Here is a 16,486-nt window from a genome sequence, read left to right as displayed (position 1 = left end):
TCTCGCCGGTCTGGACCAACTTTTCGCTATCTCGCGCTTTTTGCCTCGGCATGCAGGGCCTCGGTCAGGGCGCTTGCCGTGTCGCCTTCCACGTAAAGCCTGAGCAGCATTTCCATGCCGACGAGGCGCAGGCGCGACGCTTCATGGCTTCCTGCCATGTCGATGAGGTCGTCCAATTCGGGAGAAGACCATTTCATCGCGTGGCGCAGCAGACCGCCGCGCAACAAGCCTTGCGTGCCGGCCGAAAAGGCGGCCGCTATATCGAAACCGTTCTTCGGGGCACGAATGTTTTCGCGCGGCAAATGGCCTTCGGCGACCTTCTTGAGCAGCCACTTGCCGGTCCCGCCGCGGAATTTCTGCCTGCGCGGCAAATGAATGGCGAAGTCGATGAGCCGGTTCTCGAGGAACGGCACCCTGAGCTCGACCGAAGCCGCCATGCTCAACCGGTCGTGCCGATGCAGCAGATCCTGCAGGTGCGAATAGAGGTCGTAAAGGCAGCTTGCAAGGAAGGCGCGGTCGCTGAGCGGCGCGACGCCTTCCAGCCGGTCGAACAGCTTTGTCTGCAGAAAGTTCAGTTTGGGCGACAGCGCCCGGAGCGCGACGGTGCGGTCCGAGTGCGAGCCGCGACCGGTCGAGTTGCTGAACGGGGCGCGGCGCAGTTCCGCGAATTTGCGGTCGTGCCTCGCCTTGGAGCGGAACAGGCGCTGCAGCCAGGACTGGTGGCGCCAGAGCCGGATCGTCGATGCCTGCCATTTGTAGCCGCCAAAAAGCTCGTCGGAACCCTCGCCGGTGAGCAGCACCTTGACGCCGTCGGCGCGGCACTGCTCGGCCAGCGCCAGCAGCGCCGCGTGGCTGGCATGCCAGCCGTCGGTTTCGAGATGCCAGACCGCTCGCGGCCAGAGTTCGAAGAACCGGTTTTGGTCGAGAGGCACCCGACGCAGGCTGACGCCGACATGGCGACCGGTCCGCTCGGCGTCCTGCGCCTCGCTGCGGCCGAGCTTCGGGTCGACGACATAGCCATGCATCTCGGGCCTGAAGCGCTTGGCAAGCGCGGTAATCAGGCCGGAGTCGACGCCGCCGCTGCAGGCGGTGGCAAGGCCGGTGTCGGCAATGCAATGCAGTTCGACGCTTTCCTCGAGCAACGTCCGCAGGGTCGCTACATGTCCGGCGTCGGAGGTCTTGTCGCCGGCAATGCGCGCGGGCTCCAGGGCGTCGAGGACATGCCAGAAGCGGTGCTTCTCGATGCCGTTCCCGGTGATCCTCCACAGCCCGGCCGGCGGCAGCCGCTCGATGCCGTCGAAGACGCTGTAGCTCGAATCGCGGCTCTGCCAGGCCAGCCGCAGTGTCAGCTCGCGCGTGTCGATCCGGCGCGCGAAGTCATGGCAGGCCAGGATCGCCTTGTCCTCGGAGGCGAACAACACGCGCTCGCCGGTGTCAGCGATCGACATCGGCTTGATGCCGAGCCTGTCCCTGGCAAGCCACAAGGCGTCGTCGCGGGCATCGAAATAGGCGAAGGAGAACATGCCGTCGAACAGCGGCACCGCTTTTTGCGGGCCCCATTGGTGCAATGCCTGAAGCACCACCTCGGTGTCGGACACCGTGCGAAACGACAGGCCCTCCGCCTCCAGTGACTTGCGCAACGCGCGAAAATTATAGACCTCGCCATTGTAGCACAGCACGCCATCGCCGGAGGCGGTCAGCATCGGTTCGCGCGCGGCCGGCGACGGGTCAATGATGGTCAGGCGGCGGTGGCCGAGCGCCAGGCGGGCGTCGTTCCAGTTGCCGTGATCGTCGGGACCGCGATGCGCCAATGCCTGCATCATACGGGCTATGTCGGAAAGATCGCCGCCGCCGATCGGATCACGCTTGCGCCAGACGCCGGCTATTCCGCACATGACCGGCCGGCCGTTCTTGCCTGATGCATCGCTTCCTGAAAATCGCCCGGGACAACGGCGCCGGCCAATGCCGGCGCGCTTACAATCTAGCCGCTACAGACGCCGCCGCAAGCGATCTTGCGGCTTGCGCGCCGACCACCCAACGCCTGCCACGACCTGGCGTCAGAAACCGTGTTCGATGCGCTCGAATATGACGTTGGCGAAGGCCGATATCTGGCTGCCGATGAACGGGCCGGTCAGCGCCACCACAAGCATGATGGCAACGATCTTCGGCACGAAGGTAAGCGTGATCTCCTGGATCTGGGTGAGCGCCTGGATGAGCGCGATGCCGATGCCGACGGCCATCGCCACCAGCACCACAGGGGCGGAAGCGGTAAGAACCGTCCACACCGCGTACTGGACGATATCGAGGGCGTCGGCCTCATTCATGGGCTGACCCTATGCGAAATCGGCTAGGCGGCCGGCTTGATCGACACGCCCGGTCCGACCGGAACCTGGGTGCCATCCTGCAACACGGCGATCAGGCCGCTGCTGGCGAGTGTCACCGAAGCCACCGTTCCGGTGGTCTTGCCGTCGGCCGAGGTGATCGAGCGGCCGATCAGCGCGTCCGCCTGCGACAATGCCGAGGACTGCATGATCTGGTCGAGCTTGGTGTTGGTCTGCACCGACTGCTCGACTTGGGAGAAGGTCGCGAGCTGCGCGACGTACTGCGTCGAATCCATCGGCTTGGTCGGATCCTGGTTCTTCATCTCGGCGATCAAGAGCTTGAGGAACGACTGGTAGTCGACAGCCGTTTTCGAGGTCTTCTGGCTGGCCTGGTTGGCGCCAACCGGGATCGTTGTCGTCATGTCGACGGCCATTTTTATGCTCCTACAGCCAATGCGCGGGGCGTCTCGGGAATGTCGTCATCGTCCTCGAGCGCCTTGCGCTCGAGCGGATAGAGCGCACGGATCGCTTTAAGCGCCTCATAGATATCGTCCTCGCCGACCATGCGGTCGATCTGCTTGAGACCCTTGCAGATGTCCTGGTTGTCGAAGCTTGCAATCAGCATCGGCAGCGAGCGGCGGAACATGTCGCGCGCCTCGGCGGCGCCGGCCGGATTGATCAGCATGATCTGCACGATGAAATAAAGCTGCCTGAGCGGCGTCGAGGCCTGGTCGGCCTGGATGACATGGCTTTCGAGCAGGAACTGCACCTCATTCATCAGCTCGATGGTGACCTTGCGGTCGACGCGGATGACGGCGCCGTTGATGTAGATCTTCTCGTTCGGCTTCAGCGAGATCTTCAGCGTGTTGGTCATTGGATACCGTCTCGGATGATCTGTGAGACCTCGATCAATCCTTCGAAATTGTTGGTGCGGCCCTGGCGGATGTCTTCCGTCTCGCGCAGCAGCCACAGGCCGATGGAGATCAGGTTGGCGCGCAATTCCTTGGGCAGGGCGTTGTCGTCGGAGCCGAGATCCTCGACGAATGTGGTCCAGACGCGATTGGTGAAATGCAGCGCCTCTATCGCTTCCATCGACTCGGGGCCAATGGCGGCCGCCGCGGCCAGCATGTCGATCGAGCGGGTGAGCAATTGCCGCTCACGGTCCTTGGCGTCGGCGACGGAGTCGGTCTGGATGTCGGCGTAGGAGAATTGATACATCGTCGGCGCTCTGGCGTTCCGGTGTGAATGTTCAGGTCAGATAGTTGAGCAGGCTGAGTTGCTGCAGACGCGCGGTCAAGGCGAAGGACGTCTCGATATGCTGCGTGAGGTCGGCGACGCGGGTCGCCGCTTCCGCCGGATCGACGCCTTCGAGATCGACGATATGTTTCTCGAACAGATCGACCTGGGTTTTCATGCGGTCGCTGGCATCGGAGACGCGCTGCTGGGCGAGGCCCGTTTCGGCCCGCACCTGGGTGATGCCGCCGATGGCTTCGCCGACAAGCGCCTGCGCACGGCCGACGACCGCGCTCTGCGCGGCCTCGCTGATGTTGCCGGTCATCAGGTTGCTGACCATGGCGGCCGCCATGGCGAGCTTGCGGATGCCCTGCACGTTGGCGCTGACCGAGGTCTGCGTGGTTTCGTTGAGCGAAATGCGGGTGGTGATCTGATCGTCGGTGGCGCTCGACCAGTTGGCCTGCCAGCCGGAGCCCAGGAATTGCGGCTCGACCTTCGTGGTGATGAAGTCGTCCATCTGCGCGGCGGTGATGTTGGCTGCCAACGGATCGGTCTGGGTAAAGCCGAAATAGCTCGAAAAGGCGGCATCGAATGCAGCCTTGGCCGGCGAGCCGGCGGCGTTGAAATCGTCGATCGGCTTGACGTCGGTGTTGGTGCCGGCAAACAAATATTCGCCGTTGACGCTGGTGTTCAGGATACTCGTCATCTGCTGCAGCGCCGAGGCGCCGGCGGTCTGCAGGATATTGGTCGAGGAGTCGCCCGACACGCCGCTGGTCAGCGCCGACAGGAAGCTCTGCGCGGTATCGGCGATCTGGCCCAGCGAATCCTGGGTCGATGTCAAGCGCGCGGCGACGAGCGCGTTGGAATCGACGATGCCGTTCAGCCGGTCGAGATCGCGTTGGAAGGTGACGGCCTGGGTCGTGCGGTTGCCGAGCGCCAGGCCGACATCGGCGACCGTGCCGGTCTGTGATTCCTTCGTCGCCTTGACGAGGTCGGCCTGCATCCTTGCTTGCTGGTAACGCAGCGCGTTGGAGATTGCAGCTGAGGAGACGGCTGTCGCTTTCATGAATTATCCTACCGCGCTCATCAGCGCGTCCAGCATATCGCTTACGGTCTTCATCATATGCGCCGAGGCCTGATAGGTGTGCTCGAGGTCGAGAAGCAGCGACATCTCCTGGTCGACATTGACCCCGGTGTCGTTGGAAAGCGCCTCGGCCGTGCGTGCGGCCAGCGCCTGCTTGCTCTCGGCATTGATCGAGGCCTGCTGGCGCACGCCTTCGAACCAGCCGATGGCATTGGCCGCGTAGTCGGAGACGCCGGAGCTGACGGTGACGCCGGCTGAAGTATCGAATGCCATCGGCTGATCCAGCTTGTTGCCGTAGCTGATCAGAAGGTCCGAATAGGATGCGCCACCGGTGTTGACGACATAGGCCGCGCCGTTGGCGCCGCCGTCGCGCAGCAGCGTGGGATTGCCGCCGGCGCTCGGATCAAAGGCGGCGTTGACGCTGATGGAGCCGGCGAGGCCGTCAACCAGGGTGCCGGCGGCCGGAATCGCCGGCGCGCCGGACCAGGCGAACAGGCCCGTCGCATTGGGCTGCGATGGCGCGGTTTCGGCAAAAGCCGTGACAAGGCCGCGCGCGATCTCGTCGAGCTGGCTCTGCATCGTCGAGGCGACGCCGTCGCGCAGCTTCAAAAGGCCCGCAAGCTTGCCGTCGGCGGTGGTGCTGTCGGCGGTGCCCGGCGAAACCGGCACGTTGTCGATGTAGACGGTGTTGCCGGGCGTGCCGGCCGTGTAGCCGGCCGACGGCGTGAAGGTCACCGAGCGCGGTACGGTCTCGAACAGCGTCGAGCCGTCCTTGGTGGTAATGACCATGTCGTTGTCGCCGCGCGTGAAGGTCGAGACCGGGACATATTCCGATATCTTCTTCAGGAGCGCGTCGCGCTGGTCGAGCGCATCGGACACGTCCGTGCCGGAACGAGTGCCCGAAATGACGGCCTTGTTGGCGTCCTGGAACTGGCTGAGCAGCGAGTTGAGATCGTCGACCGCGGTGGCGATCTGGCTGTCCGCCTGGGTGCGGAAGTCCTGGATCGCCTTGGTGCCGCTGTTCAGCGAATTCACCACCTGCTTGGCGGCGTCGACGACGCTGGCGCCGAGGTTCTGATTCGAGGGCGTGGTGGCGTAGAGTTGCAGGGCCTTCTGCAGGTTGGCGATTGCGGTCGAGGGGGACGACGCGTTGTCGACCCCGTTCACCGACAGATCGAGCTGATCCATGCCGTTGTAAAGCGCGCTCTGGCCGCTCCATGCCGACAGCGCCGAAAGGTTCTGCCGGAACAGGAGGTCATTCGCGGTGCGCTGGATTTCCACCGACCGGGCGCCGGGCGCCGTGCTGGTTACGACAGCAATGCGACGGGTATAGTCCGGGCTCGACGCATCGGCCACATTGCGCGATACGACGCTGGTTTGCTTGGACGTGGCCAGGAGCGCCGACTGGGCAATGCTTAGTGCGGAGGAAAGCGACATGCTGATCTTTCACGGGCGGCGCCCGTCGTTTATCTCTTCAGGTTGACGAGGACGTCCATCAGGTCCGAACCGGTCTGGAAGACCTTGGAATTGGCCGTGTAGCTGCGCTGCGCCGCAATCATGTTGGTCAGTTCCTCGGCGATATCGACGTTGGAATTTTCGAGTGCTCCCGAAACGATGGAGCCGAGTTTGCCCTCATTGGCAAAGCCGATGTGAACCGCGCCGGAATCGGTGCTCTGCACGTAGACGTTGCCAGGCATGGCGGTGAGGTTGTCGGGGCTCTGAACATCGGCCAGCGGAATCTTGTAAAGCGCCTTGGTCGAGCCGTCCTCGAACTGCGCGTACATCACGCCGTCCTGGCCGATCTGGACCTTCTGGATGGAGCTCGGCGCATTGCCGTTGACCTTGGCATCGGCAACGGTGAAGCCGGTGCCGAGCTGCGTCAGCTGGGAGAGATCGAGGTCCAGCGTCGAGCCGCCGGGTACCGTGAACGAGACGCTGTCCGTCCCGCCGGTCAGCTTGCCCGTGGTGGTGTCGAAGGTGAGGTTGGCCGAGCCCAGCGCCCCGCCCGTATAGGGGAAGGAGGTGCCTGCGGTCGCCTTCGACTGATCGAATACCGAGACCTCCCAGGTGCCGGTACCGGTGTTGGTGAAATAGACGTCGAGGAGCTTCTTGTTGCCGAGATTGTCATAGGCGACCAGCGAGGTCTTCGACGTGTATTCCGCGTTGGGGTCGTTGGTGGAAGGCAGTGGGCCGGAGGGCGGCGTCGCACCGGCCGGCAAGTTGCCGGAAAAGAGACCCTCGGTGCTCGGCGTCGCCGTCATCTGCTGGTCGGAGATCTGCACCGGCACGAGGCCTTCGAAGCCGTTGGCGGTCGCGGCCGGCTCGCCATTGGCGTAGCTGTAGGCCATGAGCTGGTAGCCCGCTGCATTGACCAGTCTTCCCTGCGCATCCGGAACGAAGGAGCCGGCGCGGGTGAGATAGGGCGTGCCGCTGGCATCCTGCACCACAAAGAAGCCATCGCCGTTGACGGCAAGGTCCGACACCGAGGTGGTGTATGTCATGACGCCTTGCGTGCCGATGGCTGAACGGATCGTCGTCGTCACGCCGCCCGAATTATAGGCGCCGCCGGTGCCGGGCATAATCAGTGTCGAGAACTCGGCCGAAGAGCGCTTGTAGCCGGTGGTGTCCGAGTTGGCGATGTTGTCGGCCACCGCGGAGAGGCGGTTGGCCTGCGCGTTCATCCCGGAAACGCCGGTTCGCATCATTCCGTAGAGGCTCATCGATACATCTCCGCAGTGCCTGGGTAGGAGGCCATAAAACTATGCCTCGTGTCTTGCGCGAGGCTGGTGCGGGATGAGCCTTGGGCGGCCATCAAAACACCAGCCGGTAGCCGAGAAACCGCTTGGAATCGATCGGGTCGCGGCCGAGCTTCTCACGCAGCTTCTTGCGGAGCTTCGAGATGTGGCTCTCCACCACGTTCTCCTCGACCTCTTCGTCGAAGATGCCGTAGATGGCGTTGAAGACCTGCGTCTTGGTCACGCGCCGGCCGCGGTTGCTGGCCAGATATTCCAGGATGCGCCGCTCGCGCCGCGGCAGCGGCAGCGGCTCGCCGTCGATCTCCGGATCGCGGCCATCCATGAAGATGCGCATCGCACCGACTTCGGTATAGGCCGCCTCCTCGTGGGCGCGGCGACGGATGGCGGTGATGCGGGCAAGTATCTCGCGGATGTGGACCGGCTTGCGCACGACGTCGTCGACACCGCTCTCGAACAGCCGCAGCGTATGTTCCAGCGAGTGCTGCTCGCTCAGCGCGATCACCGGCGCGCCGGTGCGGTCGCGGATCTGGCGCGGCGATATCGCACCGTCGCGGCAGTCGCCAATGAGGAAGGCTCGAACCGACCTGAGGTCGGTGTCGGCGGCGGAACTCACCCATTCGCCGAATTCGCCGGGCGCGAAGCCCGCGGTGGCGACGCCCTCGCGATCGAAAAGGGAGGAGTAGCCCTCAGTCACGAGCTCTCGCTCATCAACGATTACGATCATCGACCCGCCCCCGAATCAGCTCATCTGCCCCGTGCGGAAAGGGGTATCCGGCTCGACGAATCCTGAAAAACCATCATTTCTTGTAGCTATTTTCTTGGGAGTTTTTTTGGGAGCCGTAATAAAGGCGATTGTGCAGGGTATTCGCGCCAATTGCCGGCAGGCGAATATCGGCGCCCGCGGATAGGCCGACGAAGGCCGATCGGCATTCAGTTGCTATCAACTATTGGTTGCAGAAGGCGCTGGCATTCGGCGTCCATTTGCCGAAGCCGGTGGCGACCATGTTGGCGATGACGCGGCAGACATAGACCTTCTGCGCCGGGTCGTTGTCGGGACCGGCATGGTAGCGGGCGACAGCCATCGACCAGGTCATATGCCGGGCGTGCAGGCTCGCCAGGAAGCGTGCCGCATAGTCGACGTTCTGATGCGGGTCGAGCATGTCGTCGACGCTGCGGAAATGATCGCCGTGATAATGGTGGTTTATCTGCATGCAGCCGAGGTCGATCAATGTCTTGCCCTCGCGGCGGGCACTCTCGAATCTGGCGAGTGCTTCACCGCGGCTGCGCGGAAAGATAGCTTTTCCCTCTATATTCAAGGCATTAGGCTGAAGGCTGCCCTTCTTTCCGGTCTCGGTCAGGCCGACCGCATAGAGAATGCCGGCCGGCACGCCGTAGCGATCGGCGGCGCGCAGGATCTCCGGCTCGCAGGGATTGGCGGCGGCGTTGGCCGTGCCGGCAGCGAAACTAGATAAACATATCGTCGCCAGCGCGCTCGCCAAGAGGCGAAGCGGCACGCCCGAATTCCTTTGCGCCATTGCCCTCGTTCCTTCCCGGTTGCCGACCGCCTCCCGCGCCGTTGCCGCCCGAGTTCCCGGGTTGGAACGAAGGCTGGTCGCGACCTGTCGACATCGGCATGGCGCTGTTAGCATCGGCACGGCTGGCAGCATGCGTTGCGATCGAGGGTTGCAGGATGGTAACCTTGTCGACATCGAAGCCGAGACTGCGCATGGACTTGATGATGGCTTCGCTGTCGGTGGTGAGACGGCGATATGCCTCGTGTGTCTCGGGCTTCATCTCAATCGAAAGCTGCTCCCCCGAGAGCCGCAAGCTGGCGGTGACCGATCCGAGCTCCGACGGGTGTAGCTCGATCTTCAGCACATGTGTCGGAACGGCAACAGAATTGGTCGTCTGCAAGCCTGCCGAGGCACTCGCAAAGGCCTGCTGAACGCCATTGTCGGAAGCAAGCGCTTCAACCAGCCCGGATGCCGTCTGGCTGATCGGGCTTTGCGCCGGCGCCGGGAAGCTCTGCTGGCTGACGACGTCCATGCGCCCGGCCGAAGGAGATGACTTGGCCAGTGTCTGCTGCGCGGATTGAGACTGTTGCGAAGCCTTGGAAACGGGGGTCGGCCGCCAGCCCTGCGGCGGCAATGTGCTATCGGCCTGAGGCTCGTCCCCTTGCATCGGCAAAGCATTGGCGCCGCGACGGCCCGGCAGGGCCACTTCCGTCTTTGCCGGCTTCTGACCGAAATCGGGACCGGAATCTTCCGCCAATTTCGAGCGGGCGGATCGCGATAGCGGCTCGCCGGAAATGTCGGCCGCCGCACGCTTGCCCGCGCGCAGCCGCAGCTCCGGCGATCCGTGCTCGCCAGCGTCCTCTTCACCGCCAGCGGAAGCGTCGCCGCCCGTGCCCGACGATTGCGCGAAATGCTTCATGTCGCTCAGCGCCATCAGCAACGGCAAGCGGTCCTGCAGCGGCGCGGTATCGCTGGCTTGCGCCGCTCTATCCTTGCTCGCCGCAGGCTTCGCCTGCTCGGCCTGGCCGTTCGTCTTCGCGGACTTCCCCGACGCTGCTCTTTGCAAGCCGGTTTTCCCTTGCGGGTCCGGCTCATCCTTGGCGTTGTTGGCTGGCGAGCGCTTTGCCGGACGAGCGTCCGGCATAACCGGTCCGCTCGTATGCCTGTCCTGCGGCTTCTCGGTCCCGCGCACCATCTCACCGAAATTCTGATCCCCATCCTTGCCGCCGGCGGCCTGCTGCCGGGGCTGGGACTGGGTCGAAGCGAAGCCCGGCAGGGTCTGGTTGACGCTGGTCATCTTGGGGCTGCTCCGAGGAGTTGGTCGATCTGGTCGAGCTGACGGCGCGTGCTGGACACCGTCGCATCGATAGGGTCGTGCGCATCGGCGGGTGTCGCAAGCGCGGACGCCGGCACCACCGGTGCGGTATCAGCCAGCACCGGCGGTGCCGGCGTTACGGCGATTGGCTGCGCTGGTTGCGGGGCAGGGGGCGGCGAAGCCACGGACGGTGCGTCCGTGGCTTGATCACCCGCCGCGAGCGCCGGCTGGTCCGGCATCGCCCCTTCCACCGGAGGCAGGTCTGCGCCGGCCGCGGATTTTGCATCGTCGCCCTTTGCCGCGACGGCGGGCGCGGCCTCGGCCCTGGCGGCCGACTTCACCGGCGCCACGACCTCGCCGACCACGGCTCGCGCGGCGTCGAGCAAGGCGCGGTCGCTCTGCGAGAGCTGGCTGCGGTCGATCTTGCCGAGCTTGGCGCGCACGTCGTCGACGCTGGCCGATGTTACGGTGGAGAGGCTCGAATAGAGCTGGGTGCGCGGGTCGTCCTGGTTGCCGTTGCCGTTGCGGCCCAGCTCCGCCTTGGCCGAAGCGAAAGCCGACAGATCCGTCTTCCCGTCGATCGCGGCGCGGCGCGCGATGCGCAGGTAGATCACTTTCTCACGCTCGGGATCCATCATCGAAGTAATGTCAGCGATCTTGTCCTGGCTGATCGCCATATGCAGCGTAATGACGCCGGAAACAAAGGCATCGGCGAACTGGCTGGCGTAAGGCGAATGGAGATAGGACGCGACATATTGCGTCGAAGCCAGCGCGAACCTGGCGGCGTCGCCCTGCGCCGCCGCGATGCCAATGGAGCGGCGAAGTGCTGCCTCTTCGACCAAAGTGCCGGGGCTGAGCAGGCGTGCCTCGTCCAGCAGAATGAGCGCCTTGGCAGGCTCGTCGGTCGCAAGCAGCGAGCCCTTGACCAGCGCCAGGAAGGCGCCGAGATCGGTGGGCACGCTCATCGGGTCGACAGGCCTCAGGGTTTCGATCGCCTCGGCGGGCTGGCCGTTCAGGTAGGCGATGACACCTTTGGCGATGGCGAGGCTTTGGGGGTCGGTTATGGCGCGCGAAGCCGCAGCCGCGACCGTCACCGGATTGCCGCCGCTCATGCCATAGACCAGCAAAGCGCGGAAATTCTTCGGCTCCTTGAAATCCGCGGCATTCGCGTTGCGCATCCGGGCGTCGGTCATTTCGAGGAGTTTTGCCTGCATCGGCAGCGCGGCATGATCACCGCCGGCAATGCGGTCCTGTATCAGCTGCAGCGAACGCACCAGCTGATAGGGCTGCAGCGCGTCCTGCGCGAAAGCCGCCGATGGTGGTCCTGCGGCGACAAGCACCACCGCTATCGCGCGGCCGATGACGGTTCCGCCGCTCATCCGCCGGCCGCCATCAGGATTTCGATGCGGCGGTTCGCGGCAGCCATCGGATCGGAGGCGATCTTGGGCTGGCGGTCGGCGAAACCGGCGACCTCGGTGATGCGGCTTTCGTCGACGCCGCCGCGCACCAGCATGTAATAGGCCGAATGGGCGCGCGCGGTGGACAGCCGCCAGTTGTCGTAAGTGTCGCTGCGGAACGGCCGCGCGTCGGTGTGGCCGCTGATGGTGATGGTGCCCTTCTTCTGGTTGATGATGCGACCGATCTTTTCCATCGCCAGCACCAGCTCGCGGCGCGGCATGGCCGAGCCGATCTCGAACATGCCGAAATCGAGCTGATCGGTGATCGAAATGACGACGCCCTTGTCGGTGGCCTCGACCGACACGCCGTCGGCGAGCTTTTCGCCCGGCAGGAATGCCTTGGCGAGCTCCTTCTTGATGTCCGCCATTTCCTGGAGGGCGGCTTTGCTTGGCGCCTTGTCGCCCTTGTCGGCGGCTTGTTCGGGGTCGGCGGCTTGTTCGGGCTCAGCCTTTTCGGCCTTCGCCGCTTCGGCTTTGGCGCCCGCGGCTGCAGCCTCGCGCTTGTCGGCCTTTGCTGTCTCGCCCTGTGTCTTCTCGCTCTTGTTCGCTTCGCTCGATGGCTTCTCGACCTCGCCTTGCGCGGCTTTTTGCCCGCTCTTGGCGTCGGCCTTGCCCTGGGTCGCCAGCGGCTCCAGCGGCGCGGCCGTGAGCGGGGGAGCAGCCGGAACGGCCCTCACCTTCGGCACCGCGACTGTCGCGACCTTCTCGCCGGACTTGATCGGATCACCGTCGATCCTGGCGCGTTCGGCGGTGGCCTCGGCGCCAGGCGTGGCCACTTGCTGCGACCAGAAGTCCGGCGCGAACGGATCCCGATAGGATACGCCGCCGGAGGCGCCGGTTGCCGGGCCGGCGGCCTGGGCGCCGCCCTCGCCCTTGGCGCTGACGTTCTGCATTACTCCCGTATCGGCGGCGATCTCGGCCAGCACCGCATAGGGATCGGCAAACAGTTTCTCGTCGGAGACAGCGGCGTCTTGCGCCCCTTCCTTGGTCTGCCGGCGTTCGGAGGAGCCGGCGCCGCCCTTGCCGTCGTCGCCGGCCTTGGTCGTGCCATCCTGCGGGTTGTCCGAGGTCAGTCCGACCTTGCTCGGGCCGTCGCCGAGGTCTTCCAGGCCCTTGCGGCTGGAATTGCGATCGATCAGCTCGACCGGATTGAAATAGCTGGCGACGGCTGCCTTGGTCTGCTCGTTGGCGGCGTTGATCAGCCACATGACGAGGAAGAAGCACATCATCGCCGTCATGAAATCGGCGAAGGCGATCTTCCATACGCCACCATGGTGATCGTCGTCATGACCGTCGTGATTGCGCTTGACGATGATGATCTCGTGCCGGGGTTCGGCGTGATCGATGGCGCTCACGACAGGACCTCCGACAGGGACGCCGACCATTCGGCGATGCGCGTCTCGAACACCGTTTCGTCGATGGTGACGGTCAGGTCGAAGCCCGGCGCCTCGGTGAAGTCGAGATTGACGGCGCGCGATCCGAGCGCCGCCTTCAGCGGTTCGAACAGCGACAGCGGTCCTCGGACACCGATGCGTACAGCCTCGTTGTCGGCGATTGCGGTGCTGATGGCGCGCGAGAGGGCCTGGAGCGAACGTTGCTGGAGGTCGTCGCTGAGAAGGCCGCCAATAATGCGGGCGACGGTTGCGCCGGCAAGTTCGGCAACGCGCTGCTCCATGGCTTCGATGCGCGTGGCGACAGCAGTGCCGAGATCGCCGCCGAAGCTATCAAGGAATGCTTTCGCCGCATCGTCGCTGGCCTGGCGTTCGGCTTCCAGCGCCACCTGATGGGCGAGCCCAAGGCGCGCCTCGAGCGCTGCCTCCGCCTCGGCCACCGCCTCGGCGATCAGCGCGCCGATATCGGCCTGCAGCGGCGCGGGCGGCATAGGTTCGGCATCGCGTGCGGCCGGCGCCTGGTTCGCATGCTGTGTCCGCGAACCAAAATCGGGCAAGAGGTCGAACAGGGCTGCCGAGGCCATGACCTAACCCACGGCTTCCGGGGCGGCGGCCCATTTGCGCAGAATCTGCGCGGTGCGCTCCTCGTTGAGGTCGACCATGCGGGCAAGCCGCTCCTGCGGCGCCGGACGGATTTTCTGGCGCAGATCATCGAGCGGCGTTGCGCCGGCGCGCGCGCCGGGCAGGCCGCCAGCGGGGGTCTCGGCGGTGATCGCGGCCATCGGTGCATCGGGGGTCGGCAGCGAGCGCTGCACGTCGTCGAAGCTTGGGCCGGCGAGGGCCGCGGGTTTTGCCGATGCCGTCAGCGCCGTGGCCATCGGCTTCAGGCCGAAGAAGGCCACCAGGAAAACGACGACGATGAAGGCGCCGGCGTTGATCAGCGTGCCGGTATAGGTGCCGATCGAGGCGAGGATGCCCGGCTGATCGATCGGCTCGCCGTCGAGGCCGTTGATGAACTCGACCGCCGACACGTCGATGATATCGCCTCGCTTGTCGTCGAAACCGGTCGCCGAGGCCACCATCTTCTGGATATCGGCGACGCGCTTGGCGATCTGCTCCGGCGTGGCGTCCTTGCCGAGGATGGTCTTCAGCCGATCCTGGTTGATGACGACGGCGATGGACATCTTGTTGACCGTGTAGCCGTTGGAGACGGTGGCGATCTTCTTGGAGTTGATCTCGTAATTGGTGATCTCTTCCTTGCGGTCGTTCTGCGAAGTGGACTGCGGCCCCTCGGTGGTCGTCGTCTGGGTCTCGGGTAGGTTCTGCTCGACGCTGGTCGGAGTCGAGGCCTGCTTCTGGTTGCTGGCCTCGTTGGTCTTCACCGATTGCACCGAACGCTCGACGCGTGAGTTCGGGTCGAAGATCGTCTCCTCGGTCTGGCGCGTGTCGGTGTTGACGTCGGCCTTGACGCTGGCGCGGAAATTGTCGGGACCGAGATAAGGGGTAAGCGCGCGGCGGATGTTGTCGCCGATCTGCGCTTCGACCGTCTGCTCGACGCCGAGCGTGCGCGCGGCGCTGGTGTTGGAGGGGTCGTCGCCGGTGGCCAGCAAATTGCCGTTGGAATCGAGCACGGTGACCTTATCGGCCGAGAGGCCCGGAACGGCGGCGGCGACGAGGTGGCGGATCGACATGGCGCTCTTTTCGGCGTCGTTGCCGGCATAGCGGATGACCACCGAAGCGGAAGGCTGCTGCTCGTCGCGGCGGAAATTGGCACGCTCGGACATGACGATGTGAACGCGCGCCGCCTTGACGCCGGAAATCGACTGGATGGTGCGCGCGATCTCGCCTTCCAGCGCGCGCACGCGGGTGATCTGCTGCATGAACGACGTGAGGCCGAGCGAGCCGACATTGTCGAATAGCTCGTAGCCGGCATTGGCGCTGGTCGGCAGGCCCTTCTCGGCAAGCAGCATGCGCGCCTGCGCGGTGGTGCCGGCCGGCACCAGCACCGAGGTTCCGTCGGAGCCGACATCGAAGCCGATACCGGCATCGGCTAGAACCAGGCCGATCTGGTTCACGTCGGAACGCTCCAGGCCGATATAGAGCGTCTCGTAGGCCGGGCGGTTGAGATAGACGGAGGCGATGCCGATGACGGCCATGACCAGGGCGGCGATGCCGCCCATGAGCGCCAGACGCCTCACGCCGAAACTCTTCAAATTCGCGATGATGCTCTGGATCTGTTCCGGCACGATTCAACCGCTCCCAGCATGACTGTCCGTCGGAAGACTAGACCGTGAAGCTTGTGCGAGGATGATAGGCGGAAACGAAAAGGCCGCGTCCGAGGCGCGGCCTTTTGGGGTCAGCGGGGATCGGGCGCTTAACCGTTCTTAAACAGCGACAGAATCGATTGCGAATTGCTGTTGGCAATGGAGAGCGCCTGGATGCCGAGCTGTTGCTGCACCTGAAGCGCCTGCAGGCGGGTCGATTCCTTGTTCATGTCGGCGTCGACGAGTTGGCCGACGCCCTTGTCGATGGCGTCGGAGAGGTTCGACAGGAAGCTCTTCTGAGTGTCGATGCGCGACTTGGCGGCGCCTAATTCCGCCGCGGCATCCGCCATCAGGCCCAGCGCCTTTTCGACGTCCGTTAGCAGGTTGTCGAACTGTTGGGATTCGCTCGTGCCGGTGACTCCGGTTAGATTTGTGACGTCGATATTCAGGATCGACTTGGTGGACGCTGTGCCGTTCTTGTCGAGTACCCCGGTTGGAGTGGCGTTCGTGTCGATCAGCCGTATGTTGGCGTACGCAATGTCGATCGAGCCAGTCGTGACCTTGCCGGTGGAATCGCGATTGTACGACGAGATCACCGTCAATTTGGTCACGGTCGCCGCAGAGTCGGTCTGCAGGAGATTCGCGCCGGCATAGCTGCTGCCGCTGACACTGTCGACAAGCTGGGCCTGGTATGTCGCGATCTCGCTCTGGATTTTGGCCCGATCCTCCGGGCTTGAGGTCTTGGCGAGCAGCACCTTGTCCTTGATTTTTTCTACAGCGTCGATCGCGCCGTTCATCGCGGTATAGGCGGTGTCGACCTTGCCGGCGCCGAGGCCGAGCGCATCCTGCACGACAGAGTTCGCCTTGTTGTCGGAGCGCATTGTCGTGGCGATGGACCAGTAGGCGGCGTTGTCGCTGGCTTGAGCGACGCGGTAGCCGGTGGAGATGCGGCCCTGCGTCTCTTCAAGAGACTTGTTGGTGGCGTTGAGACTCTGAAGCGCAGTCAGCGCCGCAGCGTTGGTCATGATGCTTGCCAAGATACACCCCTTCTCAAAGCAGATATGCGTCGCGCACGTCGGTCAACCTTCGGCGGGGGCTTCACGCCTGTAGACCAACTGGTCTGCCCGTCATAGCGATTGGTTAACCATACC

General features: G+C 64.4%; 16 protein-coding genes. All 16 read right to left on the bottom strand.

The genetic code is table 11. The features are described from left to right. Positions 1-26: 26 nt before the first annotated feature. The gene (gene asnB, locus F3H96_RS06070) at positions 27-1,895 is read right to left on the bottom strand and encodes an asparagine synthase (glutamine-hydrolyzing) (protein WP_149791020.1); all 1,869 of its coding nucleotides are present in this window, start codon (positions 1,893-1,895) and stop codon (positions 27-29) included. Positions 1,896-2,057: 162 nt separating this feature from the next. Then, entirely contained in the window at positions 2,058-2,324 is a 267-nt protein-coding gene (gene fliQ, locus F3H96_RS06065) for a flagellar biosynthesis protein FliQ (protein WP_149791019.1), read from the bottom strand. A 23-nt stretch (positions 2,325-2,347) separates the two neighbouring features. Then, positions 2,348-2,755, bottom strand: a complete 408-nt coding sequence (flgD, locus tag F3H96_RS06060) for a flagellar hook assembly protein FlgD (RefSeq protein WP_149791018.1) — start codon at positions 2,753-2,755, stop codon at positions 2,348-2,350. 2 nt (positions 2,756-2,757) lie between these two features. Continuing rightward, positions 2,758-3,195: a flagellar biosynthesis repressor FlbT gene (gene flbT / locus F3H96_RS06055; protein ID WP_149791017.1), complete on the bottom strand. Its 438-nt coding sequence runs from the start codon at positions 3,193-3,195 to the stop codon at positions 2,758-2,760. Next, the gene (gene flaF, locus F3H96_RS06050; RefSeq protein ID WP_149791016.1) at positions 3,192-3,539 is read right to left on the bottom strand and encodes a flagellar biosynthesis regulator FlaF; all 348 of its coding nucleotides are present in this window, start codon (positions 3,537-3,539) and stop codon (positions 3,192-3,194) included. The genes flbT and flaF overlap by 4 nt, the downstream gene beginning before the upstream one ends. A gap of 31 nt (positions 3,540-3,570) precedes the next feature. Further along, on the bottom strand, positions 3,571-4,620 hold the full coding sequence (locus F3H96_RS06045; protein WP_149791015.1) for a flagellar hook-associated family protein: 1,050 nt from the start codon (positions 4,618-4,620) through the stop codon (positions 3,571-3,573). A 3-nt stretch (positions 4,621-4,623) separates the two neighbouring features. Next, on the bottom strand, positions 4,624-6,075 hold the full coding sequence (gene flgK / locus F3H96_RS06040) for a flagellar hook-associated protein FlgK (RefSeq protein WP_149791014.1): 1,452 nt from the start codon (positions 6,073-6,075) through the stop codon (positions 4,624-4,626). A gap of 29 nt (positions 6,076-6,104) precedes the next feature. Then, positions 6,105-7,358 (bottom strand): flagellar hook protein FlgE, encoded by a 1,254-nt coding sequence (locus F3H96_RS06035; protein WP_149791013.1) that lies wholly within the window; start codon positions 7,356-7,358, stop codon positions 6,105-6,107. A 91-nt stretch (positions 7,359-7,449) separates the two neighbouring features. Continuing rightward, positions 7,450-8,118, bottom strand: coding sequence for a response regulator transcription factor (locus F3H96_RS06030; RefSeq protein ID WP_149791012.1), 669 nt, complete (start codon positions 8,116-8,118; stop codon positions 7,450-7,452). Between the two features lie 220 nt (positions 8,119-8,338). Continuing rightward, a complete protein-coding gene (locus F3H96_RS06025) occupies positions 8,339-8,929 on the bottom strand; it encodes a lytic transglycosylase domain-containing protein (protein ID WP_244619916.1) in 591 nt (196 codons plus the stop codon). After that, complete coding sequence (locus F3H96_RS06020; protein WP_149791011.1) at positions 8,859-10,205, bottom strand: flagellar hook-length control protein FliK; 1,347 nt, start codon at positions 10,203-10,205, stop codon at positions 8,859-8,861. The genes F3H96_RS06025 and F3H96_RS06020 overlap by 71 nt, the downstream gene beginning before the upstream one ends. Then, positions 10,202-11,602 (bottom strand): chemotaxis protein MotC, encoded by a 1,401-nt coding sequence (locus F3H96_RS06015; RefSeq protein ID WP_149791010.1) that lies wholly within the window; start codon positions 11,600-11,602, stop codon positions 10,202-10,204. The genes F3H96_RS06020 and F3H96_RS06015 overlap by 4 nt, the downstream gene beginning before the upstream one ends. Beyond that, entirely contained in the window at positions 11,599-13,065 is a 1,467-nt protein-coding gene (locus F3H96_RS06010; RefSeq protein ID WP_149791009.1) for a MotB family protein, read from the bottom strand. The genes F3H96_RS06015 and F3H96_RS06010 overlap by 4 nt, the downstream gene beginning before the upstream one ends. Next, complete coding sequence (locus tag F3H96_RS06005) at positions 13,032-13,655, bottom strand: hypothetical protein (RefSeq protein ID WP_149791008.1); 624 nt, start codon at positions 13,653-13,655, stop codon at positions 13,032-13,034. Before F3H96_RS06005 ends, F3H96_RS06010 begins: the two co-directional genes overlap by 34 nt. Before the next feature lie 3 nt (positions 13,656-13,658). Further along, the gene (fliF, locus tag F3H96_RS06000; RefSeq protein ID WP_149791007.1) at positions 13,659-15,317 is read right to left on the bottom strand and encodes a flagellar basal-body MS-ring/collar protein FliF; all 1,659 of its coding nucleotides are present in this window, start codon (positions 15,315-15,317) and stop codon (positions 13,659-13,661) included. 128 nt (positions 15,318-15,445) lie between these two features. Then, positions 15,446-16,372: a flagellin gene (locus tag F3H96_RS05995; RefSeq protein ID WP_149791006.1), complete on the bottom strand. Its 927-nt coding sequence runs from the start codon at positions 16,370-16,372 to the stop codon at positions 15,446-15,448. Positions 16,373-16,486: the final 114 nt, after the last annotated feature.

Source organism: Mesorhizobium sp. NFR06 (assembly GCF_900115245.1).
In the GTDB taxonomy this organism is placed as follows: Bacteria; Pseudomonadota; Alphaproteobacteria; order Rhizobiales; family Rhizobiaceae; genus Mesorhizobium.
The sequence above is the reverse complement of the archived record's forward strand: the minus strand, read 5'-3'. Positions and strand labels throughout refer to the sequence as shown.